This window comes from Clostridium sp. 1001270J_160509_D11, assembly GCF_015667935.1.
Lineage (GTDB): Bacteria > Bacillota > Clostridia > Peptostreptococcales > Peptostreptococcaceae > Intestinibacter.
This window is the reverse complement of sequence record NZ_JADPET010000005.1, coordinates 1-17,879: the sequence shown is the minus strand read 5'-3', so window position 1 is coordinate 17,879 and position 17,879 is coordinate 1. Positions and strand designations below refer to the sequence as shown.

Here is a 17,879-nt window from a genome sequence, read left to right as displayed (position 1 = left end):
AACAAAAATTATTTTCTTTTTCTCTTCTTTTTCTTTTCTTCTTGGCTATGATAGTAATAATTATAATATTCGCTATTTGTCTCAGTTTTATATTTATTAAGAATAACGCCTAATATATTTGAATTTACACTATCTAGTCTTTCTTTTGCCACTTTTGCTAAATTTGAATCTACTTCTTCAGAGCCTACTACAAATATAACTCCATCTGAATATGAAGATATTATAGATGCATCACTCACTATCCCAACTGGTGGAGTATCTATAAATATATAATCATAGTCATCTTTTATAGATTCTATAAACTGGCTCATTTTTTTTGAAGATAAAACTTCTGCAGGATTTGGAGGTATTGTTCCTCCTGTTAAAACGTATAAGTTTTCCTGTGTAGTTTTCTTTATACATTCTTCAATATTTTTTCGTCCTAATAATATATCCATTAGACCTTGTGCATTTTTTGTATCAAATAATTTGTTAACTGTTGGATTTCTCAAATCTCCATCTATTAAAAGAACTTTTTTGTCTATTTTTGCAAAGTTTACTCCTAAATTGCATAAAACAGTTGTTTTTCCCTCATCTTTTTTAGAGCTTGTTACACAAATTACTTTTAAATTTTTATCTAAATTAGAGAATTCTATCCCCGTTCTTATAGTTCGATATGCTTCTGATATGTTTGATTGTGGTTTTTCTAAACTCGTTATTTTTCCCATATTATCTCCCTATGTATTTATTTTTATAATTCTTCTGGTATTACACCTAGTAAAGGAAGTCCCAATTCCTTTTCTATATCTTGCGGTGTTTTTATTTTTGTATTTAGGAATTCTATTATAAATATAATAAATAATCCTATCATTACACCTAGCACACCTGCTATTAAGATGTTCATCTTTTTATTTGGTGAAACTGGATTTACTGGTGTTTGAGCTTTGTCTATAACTTCTACACCGTTTGCATCAGCTATTCTGATAGCTTCCTTAGCAAATACTTTTGGTATTTCATTTGCTATTTTTGCTGCATTAGACTTATTTGTATCTTGAACTGATACTTTTATTATCTGTGTGTCTGAAACTGTTGAAACAGATATTTTCCCAGATAATTGACTATATGATTCATCTAAATCTAAGTTTTTTATAACATCGTCTAAAACTTTTCTTGATTTTATTATTTCCCCATATGTTACAGCTAATTGTTGAGTCGTTTTAATTTGATCACTTGTTACTGTATTTGTCCCCTCTGTTTTCTCAGTCTTTACAATTAATGTTGTCTCTGCTTGGTATACTGGTTTTGCGATAAAGAAACTGTATACTGCGCTTGCTGCTACACATACAGCGCATAATATCGCTATTATAAACCATTTTTTCTTAATAATAGAAAGATACTCCCTTAAGTCTATTACTTCTTCCTCCAATTTTTTCCCTCCCCGATTTTATATTTACACATTATTTATAAATAATGCATATTATTCTAATTTTTTCCGACAAAGAATATTATAATATTTTTTATCAGAATTGTATAGAATAAATTTCATTATCTTTTATTTTTTTTATTTGTTTTTTTAATATTAAGATTTAGTGGATAAATTCTGAATTTTAATACTTTATAAATAAAATACAAAAAAAGCTCTGATGAAATCATCAGAGCTTACTGGCGGAGAAGGAGGGATTCGAACCCTCGCACCGGTTAACCCAGCCTAATCCCTTAGCAGGGGATCCTCTTGAGCCACTTGAGTACTTCTCCATTTCTATATACACAGTATATACTATTTTTTTACAGTAGTCAATAATTTATTTTTATTTTATTTATTATTTTAATTCTTTCAAAAAATAAATCTTGCCTCTCTGAACGGCCCTCTCCCCTAAGCAGCATCCAGAGAAGCATTTGAATCAAAACTAATTCATATTTAAGATATGCAAAATCTATTAGATTTGTTCATTAAGTTTTTCATATTTATCTATATACTTTGCACTATGTGAGTCTGAACCTAAAACTAATTTTATATTATATTGTTTAATCAATTCTGCGAGATATCCACTTATATAAGTTTCGCCACAATCTTCTTTAAATAATCCTGCTATGTTATAATCGAGTTCATATCCTCTATCTGATATTAGTTTTACTAATTCTTTTAATTTTTTATTATTTGAATAATCATATGGAAACTTCTTATTGTATTTTCTTACTAAGTTTAGATGTCCTATTCTTTTAGGTTTATATTTTCCTAAGTCCGAATTAATAGCTTTTATAAGTGTTTCATAGTAAAGATTATATACTGATTCTACTGAACCGAGCAAGTTTACTATTTTTTCAAATTCCTCACAACTAAAATCCATACAATAATACTTGTCTTCTATTTTTATCATATGCACAGATAAAATGCTATCTTCCAAATACTCACCGTATTTATTTAAGTTGTTTTTTATTTCTTCTTCAAACCCTTCTATATAATCTACTTCTGCGCCGATGTTGATTTTTATTTGGTCTTTATATTTTTCTTTTATTTTTTTTACATCATTTATATAGCTTTCCATTTTATCTGCTTCTATAGAGCTATCTTTTGCTGGAGCTGGGTCTTCAAATCCTTCTGGTAGTGGAAAGTGTTCTGTGAATGATATTTCATCCAGCCCAACTTGTATAGCTTTTTGTACGTATTCTTCAAATGAATCATCTGTCCCATGGGGACAGTATGGTGTATGTATATGCCCATCTTTCAGATATTTATGTGGTGATTTGTTCATTTTCTCCCCCCTATATTTTGAACATAAAAAAGAAGTAATACAAATACATTGTATTACTTCTTATGCTCAATTACATACTTTTCTTAGCTTCCATTAACATTTCGTTAGCTTTATTCATATATTCTATAGCTTTTTCTATGCAAGTAGCTGTTTCTGTTTTACCCATAGCTTTAGCTTTTTCTACCCATTCTTGGAATGATTCTTCGTGAGATTGGTTGTGGTTTACCCAATGAACTAATAGTATATTTAAAGTTTTTTCGTCTTTATTTTCTACTACTGTTGCGTGGTCATGTCCACCGCACCCGCAGTCATCTCCATGGCTATGTCCGTGATCATCATGGTCATGTCCGCATCCACAATCGTCTCCGTGTGCATGTGCATGTTCTTCTTCGTGGCTATGTCCGTGGTCATGCCCGCATCCGCAGTCATCCCCATGACTGTGAGCTGCTTCGTGTCCGTGTGAATGCCCGTGGTCATGTCCTCCACATCCACAGTTATCTCCATGATGTTGTCTTATTATGTCTCTGTTAAATATCATTTCTTTGTCCTCCAATTACTTTATATTAAATTCTTTCTTTATGACTTTTATTGTATCTTTTATTAATAAAGATAGTGGTTTATTTTCTACCCCTACTAAAGAAAAATTCTCTGGCATTATAGGTAGTAATATTTTTAGAGCTTCACTATCACATATAGCTTCACTAATTTTACTAGTAACTTCACCCATCATAGTATTAGGCATTGTTACTGCGATTGGTGCAACTATTACGCTTGCCTTTTTGGATGATACTACTATAGCATTTTCCCCTGTTGCTCCTTTATTGGCATGGGATTTCATCATTGCACTAGTTGCAATTGAATTTGTGCCTAAAGCATATATATCAATATATGTTGGTAATTCTTCTCTTAAAGATAATATTATTTGGGCTCCTATTCCCCCACCCATTCCATCTATTACTGCTATTACCATGTGCTATACCTCATCTAATCTTTTTTAAGCTAAGATAATATTATATTATTAATCTTGAGCTAATATGATTTTATGATCCATTAATTTTATTTCTTTTATATATCCATCTAATATTTTTTCTTCTCCCAATAAATCAGTTAGATATACCTTTCCATTAACAGGATTTACGTTAACTACGTTTTCCATAACTCTTGTTAATTCATTATTTTTCCCTAATACAAATGCTGAAGATTCACACATTTTAAATCACCCTCCTATAAATACTTTAAAGCGATTTCTAAAAAAAATCAAAAAAGATTTCTATAGTACTGCTATACTTATAGAAACCTTCATGATTTCGTTACACAATATTCATATACCTTAAGTATAGCACTGTTATTTATCCAAAGTCAAACACAATATCCAAATATTGTATTTTATTTCAATTCTATTTTGTTATCACTAAATTACCCTTCTAATATAGCTTTTACACTTGGGAAAGCATCTATATTTGTATGAGGTAAGAAACAACAAGATATAAATTCATCCATATATGTTGGGTATACGCTTAGTTCAACATATGTCATTACATCTGATATTTCTTCCAATTTAGCTTTAGCTTCATCACTTAATAATGTTAAGTAAGATCCTATAAGTGAACTGTTTCCTATGTATTGGAACTTATCTCTATCGATATCTGGAAGTAATCCTATAAATACTGAGTTTTCAATATTTAAGTGGTTTCCTATACCACCTGCTATATAAACTTTATCTACACAGTCAAAATCCATACCTAAACTTTCTACTAATGTTGCTGCTCCAGAATATATAGCACCTTTAGTTCTTATAAAGTTATCTATATCTACTTCTGTTATAAATAAATCATCTTGTAGATGCTCATTATCTTTAGCAAATGCTAGTACGTATTCACCAATATCATTTTCATCAAATCTTATTCTTTCATTATTTAAATCTCTGTGTATTTTTCCTCTTCTGTCGATTACTTTTTTCTTAAGCATTTCACAAATTAAATCGATTATACCAGAACCGCATATACCAATAGCTGGTTCATTATCTATAGTATTTAATTTTGGAACTAGAGTTTCTGGGTCTATATCTACACCATCTACTGCTCCTGCAGATGCTCTCATACCACAACTAATTCCTCCACCTTCAAATGCTGGACCTGCTGAGCATGCACAACTCATCATAAAATCTTGGTTACCAAATACTATTTCACCATTAGTCCCTAAGTCTATAAATAGAACATTTTCTTCATTAGCCCAAATACCAGACGCAAGTACACCTGATGTGATATCTCCACCAACATAACTAGCTACATTTGGTGATAAATAAACACTTGCACTTGGATTTATATCTAACCCAACTTCTTTTGCATTTAATTTTGGTGATTTAAAAAATGGTGGGATGAATGGTTCTAATCTTAAATAATCAGGGAATATTCCTAAGAATAAAGTAGACATTGTTGTATTTCCTGATGCAACAACGCTTACTATATTATTTCTTTTAACACCTGATGATTTTACTAATTCGTTTATCAACATATTTAAAGTATCATCAACTACAGCTGCTTTAGCTTTTTCTATGTTGTTTTTCTTTATTGCATAAACTATTCTGTTTATAACGTCTGCACCAAATTGAAGTTGTCCATTTCCTGATGCACCTTTTTCTACTACTTCATTTGTGATTAAGTTTACTAAACATACAACAACAGAAGTAGTACCTATATCTATTGCTAAACCATATAATTCACCTTCTGTATTTCCTGGTTCAACATCTATTATTTCTAATCTATCGTCAAAATCTCTATATGTAATAGTTATTTCAAAGTTATTTTTTCTAAATGCTTTTGGCATTTTCTTTAGAACTTCTATGTCGTATGTCATTTGTTTTCCACCGAAGTTCATACTTATATGCCTTTCTAATCTATCAACATCACTTATATTGTCGTCTAATGTTGGTTCATCAAGAGTTATACAAGTTTTCTTTATATTATTTTCTAAAGTTATGTTGTGTTTTTCTGCTATTTCTACAGCTTTATCAAATAATACTTTGTCCTTAGCTTTATCTCCGCCTTCAACTTTCATTCCTCTCATAGCCATATCTAAAGAAGAGTTTGTAAGAACTTCTATATCTGATATTATTGTTGTGCAGCATGCTAAGATAAATCCATTTTCTCTATCTTCATCACTTAAGTGAGATGATACTTCTTGATTAACTTCCCCTGTTAATAATTTTACCTTACATTTTCCACAACTTTTACTACCATTACATGGAGCTTCTATATAAACATCTGCTCTTCTTGCAACTTCTAATAAGTTATCCCCTATCTCACATTCTATTGTTTTGCCTGATGGTCTAAAAACAACTTTCGCCATAATTTATCCTCCCCCAAAATTATAAATAAACTCTTACTATTATTTTATCATATTCGACATATAATAAGTTAAAAACATCGTTATTATTTTACCAAATTTAGTCATTCCCAAAATTAAAAATTCGCTTCGTTCATGGCGCCAACGACTTCGTCCGTTGCTTAAGTTAAAATTCACTACGTTCATGGCGCCAACGACTTCGTCCGTTGCTTAAGTTAAAATTCACTACGTTCATGACGCCAACGACTTCGTCCGTTGCTTAAGTTAATATGTTGGAAATTAAAAAAAGCCTTCTCCATGAAGACTTTTTAATTCAAACATATTTATATTAAGTTCTAAAAATACTTAAATTTATCTTATTTATAGTATTTTTTAATTTGAACCTAACCTAAATAATGTTGTGAAGTTATCCTATCTCCCGAGGTAAATCACGTTTAATTTAGGCAGGTCTCCTGACTTAATTTCATCCTACTTCCGGCCTTCCCGTAAAATACAGTGGCCTTTTGGTTTCGTCTATATTACAGTAGCGGGAACTGTAAAGGATTCTCACCTTTTTCCCTATTAATTTCGATTAAGAAAACCTAAATTTATATTAAATTTTATCAGATATAATTATCCCCTATCTTTTTTAAAAAAGTATAGTAAAAGTGAATTTACTCACCTTCACTATACTTTTATTTTAATCTGAAATAAGCGGGTTCAAATACTATTCAGCTAAAGTAGCTTCGTATTGTTCAGCTGTTAATAATGCTTCATATTCAGCCATATCAGCTACTTTTATTTTACAAATCCAAGCATCATATGGAGCTTCATTAACGAATTCTGGTTCGTCTTCTAATTTTTCATCATTTACTTCTACAACTTCACCAGATATAGGTGCTATTAATTCAGAAGCAACTTTTGAAGATTCTATTACTCCAAAATCAGAGTCTTTAGTTAATTCATCTTCAACTTCTGGTACGTCTACGTATAGAACTTCACCAAGTTGATCTTGAGCAAAGTCAGTTACTCCTATATAAGCATATTCTCCATCTAATTTTGCCCAAGTATGTTTTGGACTGTATTTTCTATCGTTTAGTATTTCCATTTTTATTTTCCCCCTAATCGTATTTTCTTAATTTCTGGAAAATTATTCTCCCATTATGAAACCCATTTCTAATGCTGGGTGTCCTTTTTCTGCTAAGAAAGCACAAACTTCTTCAGAATCAACTGCTATTGTTTCGTCACAGATATAGTCAGTAAAGTTATCTATACCAGCCATTTCTTTAACTGTTTTATTTAATTTTTCTCCAACAGCATCTTTTAATTCTTTAGGCATCCATACTATTCTTTCTGGTCCACCTTCAGTATATGCGAATTTTTTAGAAGATATGAAATGTCTACCATGACCCATGAATCCTGGAGTTTGAACTCCACCACCTGTCATAGATGCTAATTCACCAAATGTCATACCAACTGGAGTAGTACCAGCATATTCTCTGTTTACTATAACTAATCCATTAGCTTCAGGCATTATACCGCATATACATTCGAAACATCCACAAGAAGTCATAGGGTCTTCCATTATAGAGTATAATGTTACATTTTCTACTGCACCTTGAGATATTTCACAAACTGCATCAGACATTGATTGCCAGATACCTTTCTTTTCATCTAGACATGGACCTTTTTCTATTGGTTGACATGGTCCTGTTGGGTTAAGTTCTTTAGTAGCTTTAGCATCTAACCAAGAAACTGCACCACATAATCCAAGTCTTTCTGGAGTTACTATACAAACGTGTGCTGGAGCGAATGCTTGGCACATGTTGCAAGAATAGAAATCATCAACTGCTTCGTCAGTTAATTGTTCTAATCTGTCATCTCTAGCATTATATCTTTCTATAGCTTCATGTTTTCTTTCTTCAACTACTTTTTCATCAGTTATTATTGTTATAGCACATTTATCTACAACTGCATCGAATTCGTCTTTCATCATAGCGTACATAACTTCACCTATGTGTTTTAATTGGAATCCTTTTGCAACGTCGTCTTTAGATATTCTTACCCAAGCTTGGTCTCTTTGTCCAACGTGCATTAAACCTTCAGTATAGTTCATAAAGTAGTGGAATCTTCTTTCTAGAACTGGTTCGAAGTCATCTTGCATTGCTCTACCAGCAACTTGAACGATTATTGCAAGTGGTAATCTTACAACACCATCTTTAGCAGCTTCTGGATCTATTTCAGGTCCTATTACTTCTATTTTATGGTCTTCTACTTCACCTAAATCATATGATTTAACTAATTCCCAAGCAGTAGTTTTGTTTCCACCAAATTCGTAAGCCATTTCAGCTTTTCTGATTCTTTCACCTTCGAATGAAGCTGCAAATCCAACTGGAATTGGTATTTCAGTTATTTTTATTTTTATATGTCTAGCTTCTAATGAAGTATCAACAAATTTATCATAATCTCTTTGAGTTAATAAGTTACATGGAACTTCTGTAACAACTTGGTCAGTTATTACTGGGAATCCAAGGGCGATTGCACCAGCACCGCAAGCAACTATTAATTCACTAAGTGGTCCGAATGCATTAACAAATGCAGGAACTCTTTCTGCTGTATATGCTAATAATGCATTTAAGTCACCTGGTTTAACAGCACCGAATATTAAAGCAGCTCTTATAGCAACAGAAACAACGTGGATAACTGAAGTTACATCATATCCTAAAGCGATAACACGTAGGTCTACACCCATTTTAACGTCTGCTTCTATAGCTTGGTCTATAACTTTACCAACTAAGAAAGTCATGATACCAGCAGCTTGATATTTTTTAACTATTTTTCCTAATGTTTCAGAATCTGGGCATTCACCAAGAACAACTGCAACACCAGGTATATCTCCTGTAACAAGTGGAACACCTAGAGATCTTATTATAGGGTCAACTATATGTCCTGCACAAGGAGCTTCGTATGGAGCATCACTATTTACGTATTTTATAGCTTCTATTATTTCTGCACAAACTGCAGTAGCTAAACCTGCATTTAAAGCAGTTTCTAATAATGGTTTTTCTACTATTAATGATTTAGCAACACCTAAAGCTGTTTCTAAATCTGCTAAAGTTGTAGCTTTTAATCCAGTTGCAGCATATATACATGGGATTGCATATGCAGTATCTGGGAATGCTACTGGATGGTCTTTACCTTTTTCTGCTACTACAGCTGTTAAAGCTTGGCTTGCAGCATCATATGCTTGATTAGCACCTGTATAAATTATGTTATATAAATTCACTCTACTTCCCCCTTTAAATATATTCACAAGTCAAGCTTTTATAAAGCTTGACCGAGAGTTTTATTTATTTATAGTTTTTATTTGTATTCAAATCCTAATTCTTTAACTTCTAAGTATGAATCAGCGTATAAAGAAGCATTTCTTATAATATCGCAAGATTTCATAGTTTGCATTAATAACTCATCTAATGGGTTAACTATTGCTGAAGAAAATCCGTTAGCCATTGCCATTGCTAACCAGTTACTATCTAATATTGGTCTTATATGTTTTGGACAACCATTAGATACATTTGATAAACCACCAGTAGTTTTTAATCCCATTTCAGTCATTTGTCTGATAGCATCTAAAACATCCATTTGTTTATCTTGCATACCTTTTATAACTAAGCAAAGTGGGTCAAAATAAACATCTGTTTCTGGGTCTATACCGGCCATAGCAGCAGCTTCAATTAATTCAGTACAATATCCCATACGTTGATCATTATCAGCTGGAATACCTTCTTTAGCACATAATGCTATTATAGCTGCATCATATTCACCTGCTAATTCCATTAAGTGTTTTCTTCCACCTGCATCTGCAGAGTTTATAATTGGTTTACCATGAGTTCTATCATAAACTTTAAGTCCAGCTTCTAATGCAGCGACATTTGCTGTATCTAATGCAAGAGGTACATTATTTAATTCAGATTGTAATAATTGAACACCCCAAGTCATTATTTCAGCTCCATCTCTTTCAGCTGGCCCTATGTTGAAGTCTATAACATGAGCTCCTGCATCTAATTGTTCTATTGCTCTTTTTAATATTGGTTCAGGATCTCTTTCTGCTATAGCTTTTCTTATTGGTGGTGCTATACAGTGTATTCTTTCCCCTATGATCATAAATTTTTCCATACTTAATATCCCCCTTAGAATTTTTATATTATCTTAGAGGCTTAAGGAAAACCTCAAGTCTCTATCTATAATTATTAATGTTTAAATTTAATAAGCTTTTTTATATTAATTATTCAACTCATTACTAATATATATTAGTGATTAGCAGCATATTCTTTTAAGAATTTTGGAAGTTCCATAGATTCTAATGGCCCTATGATTACATTCCATCCTGGCATATTATCAGCTACGTCAGGTTTTATAACTGCTAATTTACCTGGTATAACTATATCTCTGCAATCAGTATATTGTTCTATATTACATTCTTTAGCAAATGCACCTATAACAGATCCACCGAATTTACCTGCAGACCAAGCTGTAAGAACTGAATATCCACCAGCATCTGGTATCATTAACCAGCAAGGTACTTTAGATGCTTCTATATCACCAGTAATTGTGAAGTATGTTAACGCGAAGTCAACTGAACATAATACTGGAGAATTTTTGTCTGGGTTATTTAATGGATAAACTTTAGCTTCTACTCTCATTGGTTTTTGAGGGTCAGTGAAGATATTTTGTCTTAATGCATATAGTGGTAATGCTTTAGCATAAGTCATATCTTCTACAGCTAATATAGTTCCGTATTTAATAGTAAATATTGAAGATAAAGCTATTTCTAAGTTAGCATCTCCGTTAGCTAATTTAGCTACGTTTACGAATGATGGATAACCAAAACTTCTATCTCCTTCTTTTAATGCTATTCTTCTAACTTGTACAGCATTTATATAAGTATCTTTTATAGTTTCTCCTGTTACATCTATTATTAATTCTTTGTAATCAGCAGCTTCTATAGCTTGTACTGTTTTATATAATTCTTCTAAGTTAGCACCTTGTACACCTAAAGCTAAACTGTCAGCTTTAACTACATCTACCATAGCAGCAAAGTTATCTTTGTTTGCTCCTATTACTACTGGTTTTAATCCAGCTAATGCAGCAACAGCTTCTTTAGCAACGTCTGCATCTGCAACTTCTAATACATATGCACATTCAACATCGCTATCTTTTATTTTGTTGATTATAGCTAAGAAGTTATCTTTATTGTCATTGTATTTAACATAAGCGAATTCAGGTTTCATTATTTCGCCTATTCTTTCATAATGAACAACTTTCATTCCTTCTATTTTAGCATCTACTGTAGCTTCATCCATGCAATCACAGAATTTAACAGCAAATCTATTTCTGTTTACTAAAGTTTTTTCATGTCTGAATAAAACTGTTTCTCCACCTAGCTCATATTCACTTTCTCCAGCACCAACTTTTAAAGTTTTCATTGGAGGTGCAGTAGCTGCAGCTAATTTAGCTAATGCTTCTGGAGCCATTTTAGGACAAGCAGAAACTTCTACAGCCCCACTTGCAACTTTCATAGAGAAAGCCATACAAGTTGGGAATCCACATTCCTTACAGTTTTTCTTTGGTGTTAATTTAAATATATCTAATGCTTTTAATGCCATTATTATTTCCCCCTAACCTTACAAATAATTCTATTACGCTAAAGCGCTTATTAAACCTTTTATAGTTTTCATTGATTCTGGATGACGAAGTATTACTGCATTTGATCCACCAACAAGTACACTTGCAGCTGTAGATACTTCCATACCTATTGTTCTAGCTTCATTATCTCCCCATTCTGGTACGTCAGCTTCAGTAGCTATTGCTTCTTTAACGTGACCAACTTCGAATGAAACTGGAGTTATTATTGGTATTTGTAATGCTTTATCATTTTGGTTAAAAGCTGCTAATCTAACTCTATCCATAGTAGATGCAACATATTCATAACCATAACCAACTGCTGAACAACCAACATTCATAACTATATTTTCTTGTTTAACGCCTAATTGAGTCAGTAATACATTCATTTGTTTAGCTAAGTTTATATCAACTGCAGATTCTGCAGCAACTTTTTGACCATAGGCCATACCAGCCGCAGCACCAACTGCTTTGTAGTTTTCTTCTACAGCTGACATTACTAATATATTTTTTCCTTCTAATGCAGCAGAAACTTTATCAAAGACTTTACCGTCTTTTTCTGCGTTACCACATCCAGCAACTACTAATGGTAAAGTTATAGCATCAGCAACAGCTTTTGCTACTTCTGCACATTCTTCTGGAGATTTATCAGCTCCATCTGGAGAAGCTCCATTTAATCTTAAGCATATGAAATCTGCTTCTGTGTTATCTTCAACATATTTAGCCCATTTAGCAGGATCTGCCCAAACGTCTCCATATATTTTAGAATAACATTCTATCCATTCTTCAGGTTGGATATCTGATATTTCTGCACCAACAACTGGCGCATTTCCTGTTTCTCCATCAAAGCTATAGAAAGGTAGAACTTGTTCTCCTCCTAATTTTATAGCTTTATCTCCTGTACCTATTTCTACTACATTAACTGTTCCAGTAACTTTTTGAGTAGACATTTTAAATGCCATATCTTTTTCCCCCTTAAGCCTATTTTAATTTATAATGTGTGCCCCTTAAAAATTAAGGTAAATCTAGGGTTTCTATTATTTTTTCTAGTGCTACCCTAGACTTTGAATCATCAGGTAATTTTACTAGTGGTATACCTTCTGAATCATATTCATATATTAATTCATCTGAAGGAACTACTCCAAATAAATCTAAGCCATATTTTTCAATCTCTTCTTTAACACCATTACTTAATTCTCCATTTGGAGCTTTGTTAACGATTAAGCCGATTTTTCCAACGCTTAAATTCATTTCTTCTGCTAAATCTCTAATTCTTGCAACAGCTTGAATACTACGTTTTGCACAATCACTAACTAATATAAGAGTATCAACATGTTTTGTAAGTTTTCTACTTATATGTTCCATACCTGCTTCATTATCAGTGATTACATATTTATAGTGATCTGAAATTTTTTGAACTTGTTGTTTTAATATTCCATTTACGAAACAATAGCAACCTTCCCCTTCTGATCTACCCATAACTAGCATGTCGTATCCATCGCCTTCTTCTAAGATCATGCTTAATTGCCATTGTAGGAATTGAGCTTTAGTCATTCCCCCTGGAAATGAATCCCCATTTTTTTCAGTCATATTAGCTACTTCTCTAATATGTCCAATTGTTTCTGGCTCCTCTGTTCCTAATACTTCATACAGATTGCAGTTTGCATCTGCATCAACTACTAGAATTGGATCCTTTTTTTGTTTTACTAATGTGTCAATTAAAAGCCCTGTTAGACTAGTTTTACCAACTCCGCCTTTGCCGGCTACAGCAATGTTATAAGTCATCTTATGATATCCCCCTTAAGCTAAGTGTTATCACAACAGAGCTTTTTATCAAATTATGTCAAACTCTGTGTTTTCAAATTATTTTTTTGGTATAGCATGTACACATTCTCCATGTATATCATGTATAGCTTCCATTAAGCCTTCTGATAAACTTGGATGAGCATGTATTACTTTACCTACATCTTTAGCTTTTAATCCTAAACCTACAGCTAAAGATAATTCTGTTAATAGGTCAGTTACATGAGGTCCAACTAAAGAAGCACCTATTATAGTGTCATTTTCGTCGGCCATTACTTTTATAAATCCTTGTAATTTACCTATTGCTTTTGCTTTACCTAAGCTTCTAAATTCGAATCTACCAACGTTATATGGTGTACCGTTAGCTTTTAATTCGTCTTCTGTTACACCAACACCAGATACTTCTGGTTCAGTATATACACAGCTTGGTATAGCTTTATAGTTAACTGTTTCGCTGTTACCTTTAACAGCATTTTCAGCTGCTACCATACCTTCAGCAGATGCAACGTGAGCAAGCATTGCTCCTGGTATTATATCCCCTATTGCGTATACACCTTCAACACTTGTTTCTAGGTATTCATTAACTTTTATAAATCCTCTTGGTGCCATTTCTATACCAACTTCTTCAACACCTGAGTTAGCTAAGTTAGGTCTTCTACCTACGCAAAGTAATACCATTTCAGCTTCTACTGATTTTCCATTATTTAATTCTATTTTAACTGAATCATCATTTACAATGTAGTTGTCTGCTCCTACACCTGTCATAACTTTGATTTTATCTTTTTTGAATTGTCTAGTTAAGCTTTTTGCTGCTTCTGAGTCCATTCTTCCTAGTATTTGTGGGGCCATTTCAACTATAGTTACTTTTGTTCCTATTGTAGCGAAGAATTGTCCTATTTCACTACCTATAACTCCTCCACCTACTATGATTAATGATTCTGGTTGTTTTGGTAAGTTTAAAACTTCATCAGAAGTTATTACATTTTTACCATTATAAGGCATGCCTGGGAATACAGTTGGGATAGAACCATTAGCTAATATAATTTTATCAGCTACAACTGTTTCTACAGTACCATCTGCTTTAGTAACTTCTATAGTATTTTTGTCTACTAATTTAGCGAATCCATCTATTTTTTTAACTCCTCTTTTGTCAAATAAAAATTGGATTCCAGCTACTAACTCATCTGTTACTTTTTGTTTTCTTGCTATTATAGCATCAAAATTAGGTTTAACATCGCCTTCAACTTCGATTCCGAAGTTCTTAGCTTCTTTCACAGTTCTAAAAACATCAGCAGAAGCTAATAAAGCTTTTGTTGGTATACAACCTACATTTAAACAAGTACCGCCTAATTTGTTTTTTTCAATTACAGTTACTTCAGCACCAAGCATAGCTGCTTTTAGAGCGGCTACATATCCACCTGGGCCTCCTCCTATTACTGCTACTTTCATTTGTTATTTCCCCCATTTACCTTGTATGTTTTATAGTTTTATTATTTATTATTAAGGTCTATATAGATATAATATATATCTATTTATATTATAGCTAATATAGACCCATTTAGCTTGTTTTTCTGTTAAATTTTTACAAATATTTTTAGATTTTTCTCTTATTATCTAGAATTTTAACATTCTATGTAATATTTTTAGAGAATACCCCTTAAAATTATTCTGTTTAAACAGATATATCCTATAAACCTGCAGCGTCTAATATTAGTGGTACATTTTCTTCTGCACCTATAGCCATTATGTGAACACCATCACAAAGATTTTCTTCTTTTAATTGTCTGATAAATTCACCTGCCATTTTTATACCTTCTGCAACATAATTACCTTTACCAGCAGCTTTTAATCTTTCGATTTGATCATCTGGAACGAATATACCTGGAACATTAGCAGTCATAAATCTTGCCATTCCTGGTGACTTAAGCGGAACTATACCAGCCATTACTTTACAGTCCATATCTTTAGTTAATTCTCTAAATTTTCTCATATGTTCTATATCATAAACGGCTTGAGTTTGGAAAAATCTAGCTCCAGCTTTTATTTTCTTTTCCATTTTTAATAATTGTACTTCTATTGGATCATATTCTGGAGTAACACAAGCTCCTAAGAAGAAGTCTGTTTTACCCTTTAATTCTAATCCTGTACTATCTGTACCATTATTCATCATAGTTGCTGTTGATAATATACTAACAGCGTCTAAGTCAAATACTGGTTTAGCTTGTTTGTGGTCACCTACACAGACATGGTCCCCTGTTAAAGCTAATAAATTATCTATTCCAAAGAATCCTGCAGAAAGCATTTCACTTTCTATAGCAATTCTATTTCTGTCTCTACCTGTCATTTGTATAACTGGCTCTAATCCTAAATCTTTTAACATTTTACATGTAGCAAGAGATGAAGTTCTCATTACAGCAGATTGATTGTCTGTAACATTAGCTGCATGTACTCTCCCAATAACTAATTTTGCACATTCTGCTAAATGTGATAAATCAGTTCCTTTTGGAGGTGCCATTTCAGCTGTTATTGCAAATTCACCTTTTTCGAATGCTTCTCTTAACTTACTCATCTAAAAAATCCCCCTTTAATAATAACCTTTGTTTTAAGCTTCTGCGCTTGCTTTCTTATTAGCATCTAAACGTCTTGGATTAAGTTGTTTAGAATAATCTTTAGGTGGTCTAACTTCTTTTAAGTTGTCTAATTGACCTAAATCTTTAAGTCTTTCGTAAATTAATACCCATGCACAGTCATTGTCAGGGCTAACTTCACATTTACCATTTTTAGCTCCACCACAAGCACCATTTACTAAGCCTTTAGCACACATAGTTACTGGGCATATACCTCCAGTCCATCCAAGTTCACATTCTCCACAAGCTTTACAAGCTTCTTCAAATTTACCAACTCTTTCAACTTCACCTATAAACATAGTGTTGTTTGCTGGATAAACAGGTATATTTTGTTTTTTAGTGTTTTTCATTATAGTTTGAGTACCATCTCCACATGCAAGAGATAATACAGCATCTGCTTGTTTTAATTCTTCTTTAACAGATTTTAATTCTTTTTTATTTAGAAGTAAGTTACACGTAGAGTCTGGCAGTACGCTACCTAAAACAGTTTTCCCCTCAGCTTCTAATAAAGCTGTCATTTCTTCTATTTCAGGAGCTCCACCAACTTTACATGCTGAAGCACATTGACCACAGCCAACAAGGATTACTTTTTCGCATCCTTTTAAAAATCCTAATATTTCTTCCATTGGTTTTCTTTCAGAAATTACCATACGATTTTCCCCCCAATTTGAATTCTAAAAATCTATAGAAAATTATTTGTTATTTTGTTGTTTACAAGCTTTTATAACATGTTTAGCAAGAATTGAAGTAGTAACAGAACCAACACCTGCTGGAACTGGAGTTACCATAGATGCTTTTTCTACTACATCATCTGTATCAACGTCACCACAAATTCCGCCACCTTCTGGTTTAGCATTTATACCAACGTCTATAACTACTGCACCTTCTTTAACGTAGTCAGCTTTAACCATTCTAGCTCTACCAACACCTGCTACTAAAACATCTGCTTTAGCGCAAACAGCTGGTAAATCTTTAGTTCTTGAATGACAAATTGTAACTGTTGCATTTTCTGCTAATAATAACATTGCAGCTGGTTTACCTACTACCATAGATCTACCTAATACAACTACATTAGCTCCACTTAGTGGCACATTGTAATGTTTTAATATTTCTACAACTGCTGTTGGTGTGCATGGTGGAAATCCTGTTTTGTCACCTTCCATAAGTTTAGCTGTATTTAAAGGACTGAAACAGTCTACGTCTTTTTCTGCTGCTATAATATTTTTTATAACATTTTCATCTATACCTTCTGGTAATGGTCTAAATGTTAATATACCATTAACTGATGTATCTTTATTTAATTTTTCTAGTGCTGCTATATATTCATCTTGAGTTGTTCCTTCTGGAAGTTCAGTAACTTCTGTTTGAATACCTATAGTTTCACATTTCTTTAAAGCACCTTTTTCATAAGAAAGGTCGTTAGGTTTTGCACCTACTCTTAATATTGCTAATTTTGGTTGAATTCCTTCTTTAACTAATGCTTCGCATTCTACTTTTAATTGGTCACTTAACGCATCTCCAACTGGTTTACCTTTTATTATTTGTCCCATTTTTTAACGCCCCCTAATTTCTAAATTTTATTTGGTTTATGTATATTTATATACTATAATTATATACTTCTGTGGCAAATATTGTATAAAGTTTTGTGTATAACCATAGTTTTTTGTTAAAAAATTATTCAAATGAATATATTAATTATTCATTATAGATA

At 32.4% G+C, this 17,879-nt stretch carries 17 protein-coding genes, 1 tRNA gene and 1 riboswitch; all 18 genes read right to left on the bottom strand.

The genetic code is table 11. The features are described 5' to 3' along the window. Nucleotides 1-8 precede the first annotated feature (8 nt). The 18 genes from I4U58_RS01210 to I4U58_RS01125 all read right to left on the bottom strand — a co-directional run bounded on the left by I4U58_RS01210 (nucleotide 9) and on the right by I4U58_RS01125 (nucleotide 17,718). Nucleotides 9-707 carry a CpsD/CapB family tyrosine-protein kinase gene (locus tag I4U58_RS01210; RefSeq protein WP_195929141.1) on the bottom strand — a complete coding sequence of 233 codons (699 nt, stop codon included), beginning with the start codon at nucleotides 705-707 and terminating at the stop codon, nucleotides 9-11. Nucleotides 708-730: 23 nt separating this feature from the next. Continuing rightward, complete coding sequence (locus I4U58_RS01205; RefSeq protein WP_195929139.1) at nucleotides 731-1,405, bottom strand: Wzz/FepE/Etk N-terminal domain-containing protein; 675 nt, start codon at nucleotides 1,403-1,405, stop codon at nucleotides 731-733. A 237-nt stretch (nucleotides 1,406-1,642) separates the two neighbouring features. Continuing rightward, a tRNA-Ser gene (locus tag I4U58_RS01200) sits at nucleotides 1,643-1,734 on the bottom strand. Nucleotides 1,735-1,916: 182 nt separating this feature from the next. Beyond that, entirely contained in the window at nucleotides 1,917-2,732 is an 816-nt protein-coding gene (gene hisJ, locus I4U58_RS01195; protein WP_347708155.1) for a histidinol-phosphatase HisJ, read from the bottom strand. Between the two features lie 70 nt (nucleotides 2,733-2,802). Then, nucleotides 2,803-3,270, bottom strand: a complete 468-nt coding sequence (locus tag I4U58_RS14210; protein WP_195929137.1) for a zinc transporter — start codon at nucleotides 3,268-3,270, stop codon at nucleotides 2,803-2,805. Between the two features lie 15 nt (nucleotides 3,271-3,285). Next, nucleotides 3,286-3,702, bottom strand: coding sequence for a DUF3842 family protein (locus I4U58_RS01185; protein WP_195929135.1), 417 nt, complete (start codon nucleotides 3,700-3,702; stop codon nucleotides 3,286-3,288). A 48-nt stretch (nucleotides 3,703-3,750) separates the two neighbouring features. After that, a complete protein-coding gene (locus I4U58_RS01180; RefSeq protein WP_195929133.1) occupies nucleotides 3,751-3,942 on the bottom strand; it encodes a CooT family nickel-binding protein in 192 nt (63 codons plus the stop codon). A 206-nt stretch (nucleotides 3,943-4,148) separates the two neighbouring features. Beyond that, a complete protein-coding gene (acsV, locus tag I4U58_RS01175) occupies nucleotides 4,149-6,080 on the bottom strand; it encodes a corrinoid activation/regeneration protein AcsV (protein WP_195929131.1) in 1,932 nt (643 codons plus the stop codon). Nucleotides 6,081-6,501: 421 nt separating this feature from the next. Next, nucleotides 6,502-6,677, bottom strand: a riboswitch (cobalamin riboswitch). Nucleotides 6,678-6,783: 106 nt separating this feature from the next. Beyond that, the gene (gene gcvH, locus I4U58_RS01170) at nucleotides 6,784-7,164 is read right to left on the bottom strand and encodes a glycine cleavage system protein GcvH (RefSeq protein WP_195929129.1); all 381 of its coding nucleotides are present in this window, start codon (nucleotides 7,162-7,164) and stop codon (nucleotides 6,784-6,786) included. Between the two features lie 42 nt (nucleotides 7,165-7,206). Beyond that, nucleotides 7,207-9,342 (bottom strand): acetyl-CoA decarbonylase/synthase complex subunit alpha/beta, encoded by a 2,136-nt coding sequence (gene acsB, locus I4U58_RS01165; RefSeq protein ID WP_195929127.1) that lies wholly within the window; start codon nucleotides 9,340-9,342, stop codon nucleotides 7,207-7,209. A gap of 77 nt (nucleotides 9,343-9,419) precedes the next feature. Then, nucleotides 9,420-10,232, bottom strand: coding sequence for a carbon monoxide dehydrogenase/acetyl-CoA synthase methytransferase subunit (gene acsE / locus I4U58_RS01160; protein ID WP_195929125.1), 813 nt, complete (start codon nucleotides 10,230-10,232; stop codon nucleotides 9,420-9,422). A 134-nt stretch (nucleotides 10,233-10,366) separates the two neighbouring features. Then, nucleotides 10,367-11,722 carry an acetyl-CoA decarbonylase/synthase complex subunit gamma gene (acsC, locus tag I4U58_RS01155; RefSeq protein WP_195929124.1) on the bottom strand — a complete coding sequence of 452 codons (1,356 nt, stop codon included), beginning with the start codon at nucleotides 11,720-11,722 and terminating at the stop codon, nucleotides 10,367-10,369. A gap of 33 nt (nucleotides 11,723-11,755) precedes the next feature. Further along, nucleotides 11,756-12,700, bottom strand: coding sequence for an acetyl-CoA decarbonylase/synthase complex subunit delta (acsD, locus tag I4U58_RS01150; protein WP_195929122.1), 945 nt, complete (start codon nucleotides 12,698-12,700; stop codon nucleotides 11,756-11,758). A gap of 52 nt (nucleotides 12,701-12,752) precedes the next feature. Further along, the gene (locus I4U58_RS01145) at nucleotides 12,753-13,523 is read right to left on the bottom strand and encodes an AAA family ATPase (protein WP_195929120.1); all 771 of its coding nucleotides are present in this window, start codon (nucleotides 13,521-13,523) and stop codon (nucleotides 12,753-12,755) included. 78 nt (nucleotides 13,524-13,601) lie between these two features. Further along, nucleotides 13,602-14,990, bottom strand: a complete 1,389-nt coding sequence (lpdA, locus tag I4U58_RS01140) for a dihydrolipoyl dehydrogenase (protein WP_195929118.1) — start codon at nucleotides 14,988-14,990, stop codon at nucleotides 13,602-13,604. Nucleotides 14,991-15,228: 238 nt separating this feature from the next. Then, entirely contained in the window at nucleotides 15,229-16,110 is an 882-nt protein-coding gene (locus I4U58_RS01135) for a methylenetetrahydrofolate reductase (RefSeq protein ID WP_195929116.1), read from the bottom strand. 33 nt (nucleotides 16,111-16,143) lie between these two features. Continuing rightward, nucleotides 16,144-16,818 (bottom strand): methylenetetrahydrofolate reductase C-terminal domain-containing protein, encoded by a 675-nt coding sequence (locus I4U58_RS01130; protein ID WP_195929114.1) that lies wholly within the window; start codon nucleotides 16,816-16,818, stop codon nucleotides 16,144-16,146. A 42-nt stretch (nucleotides 16,819-16,860) separates the two neighbouring features. Next, nucleotides 16,861-17,718 (bottom strand): tetrahydrofolate dehydrogenase/cyclohydrolase catalytic domain-containing protein, encoded by an 858-nt coding sequence (locus I4U58_RS01125; RefSeq protein ID WP_195929112.1) that lies wholly within the window; start codon nucleotides 17,716-17,718, stop codon nucleotides 16,861-16,863. Between the last annotated feature and the right edge of the window lie 161 nt (nucleotides 17,719-17,879).